Source organism: Kitasatospora sp. A2-31 (genome assembly GCF_022288725.1).
Taxonomy (GTDB): domain Bacteria; phylum Actinomycetota; class Actinomycetes; order Streptomycetales; family Streptomycetaceae; genus Kitasatospora.
This window is the reverse complement of the sequence record NZ_JAKNTA010000189.1, coordinates 1-1,375: the sequence shown is the minus strand read 5'-3', so window position 1 is coordinate 1,375 and position 1,375 is coordinate 1. Positions and strand designations below refer to the sequence as shown.

General features: G+C 71.3%; 2 protein-coding genes. Both read right to left on the bottom strand.

What is annotated here, in order from left to right:
- On the bottom strand, window positions 1-394 hold a 394-nt coding region (locus tag MCM47_RS40760), incomplete at its 3' end, for a DUF317 domain-containing protein (protein WP_238951835.1).
- Between the two features lie 112 nt (window positions 395-506).
- Complete coding sequence (locus MCM47_RS40755; protein ID WP_051816684.1) at window positions 507-1,280, bottom strand: DNA methyltransferase; 774 nt, start codon at window positions 1,278-1,280, stop codon at window positions 507-509.
- Window positions 1,281-1,375: the final 95 nt, after the last annotated feature.

Sequence of the window (1,375 nt, the reverse complement as noted above, 5' to 3'; positions counted from 1 at the left end):
TAGGGCTCGTCTCCCGCGACCACGGTTCGTCGGCGGCTTCCAGGTCGGCCGCGATGGTGTTGTCCAGCGACCGCCGCCCCCACAGCAGTTCGTCGCGCACCGTCTCGGTAGTCGCGGTCAGGGCGTGGGAGAGGCGCGCGGCCACCGCGGTGACGACCTCGACCGGGGTGCGGGTGCAGAAGGTGGCATGCCAGGTCCGCTTGCCGACGGGCGAGGCGTACGCGGCGATGGTCCAGCGGGGCCCGTTGGTGGTGTCGTGGTCGAGTTCGATCGCGGCGAGGAGGGACTCGTGCAGGGCGACGGTGGTGTCCTGCCCCGGGCTGTAGCGGCCCCAGGTGGGGGACGTTTCGAGGAACTGGGCGAGGGCTGCCTCGGCGTCGCCCGGTCCGGCCAAGTGGCCTGGTGTGACCACCACTTCGAGGTCGGAGGCGGGGGTGCTCAGGAGGTCTCCTTCGTGCTGGGGCGGGGCCGGGCCGCCCCGGTGGGGGCGGCCCGGCTGCCGGTGATCAGGCTTCGGCCTGTTCCTCGTCCGCAGTCTCGGGGTCGGTCGTGCCCTCCGCGATCTGCCGCTCGGTCTCCGCGAGGCGCAGCTCGGCGATGCCGGCGTAGTGCGGGGTGGCCTCGACGCCGATGAAGTTTCGGCCCTCCAGCAGGGCGGCGACTCCGGTACTGCCGCTGCCGGCGCAGAAGTCGAGGATGGTCCCCTCCGGGCGGCAGATCTTGACCAGCTCACGCATCACCGAGACCGGCTTCTGGGTGATGTGGACGCGGCCCGCCCGCGGCTGGGAGGCGGTGTAGAGGCCGGGGAGGTAGACAGGGTGGGCCTTGCCGTCGATCGGGCCCTTGCTGCCCCACAGCACGAATTCACAATGCTGCGTAAACCTTCCCATTTGCGGCCGGGCGGCGGGCTTGTACCAGGCGAGTGCGCCGCGCCATATCCAGCCGCCGGCCTGCAGCGCGTCGCTCGTGGCAGCCAGTTGGCGCCAATCCGTGAAAACGAGGGCGACGCCGCCGGTCTTGGTCGCGCGGTAGGACTCGGCGAGGAGCTGGGAAAGCCAGTAGGTGTAGCTCCTCTGGTCCTTGTTCTCGCCGGGGAAATCGGCGAGGGAGTGGGCGGCGTCGTTCGAGGTGTACTTCGCGCGGGCCGTTCGTCCGGTCCGCTCCTGGGCGGTGCGTCCGCCCGAGTTGTAGGGCGGGTCGGTGATGACGGCGTCGATGGAGTTCGAGGGGATCGCGGCGAGCCGGATGAGGGCGTCGCCCTGGTGGATTTCGTAGGGCAAGGGGCGGGCTGACCTCCTGGTCGGGGATGGGGCAGCAACGGCAACCGGCGGTCTGGCCTGGTCTTTCGGCAGGCGGCGGGAGGCCGGCGGGGCGG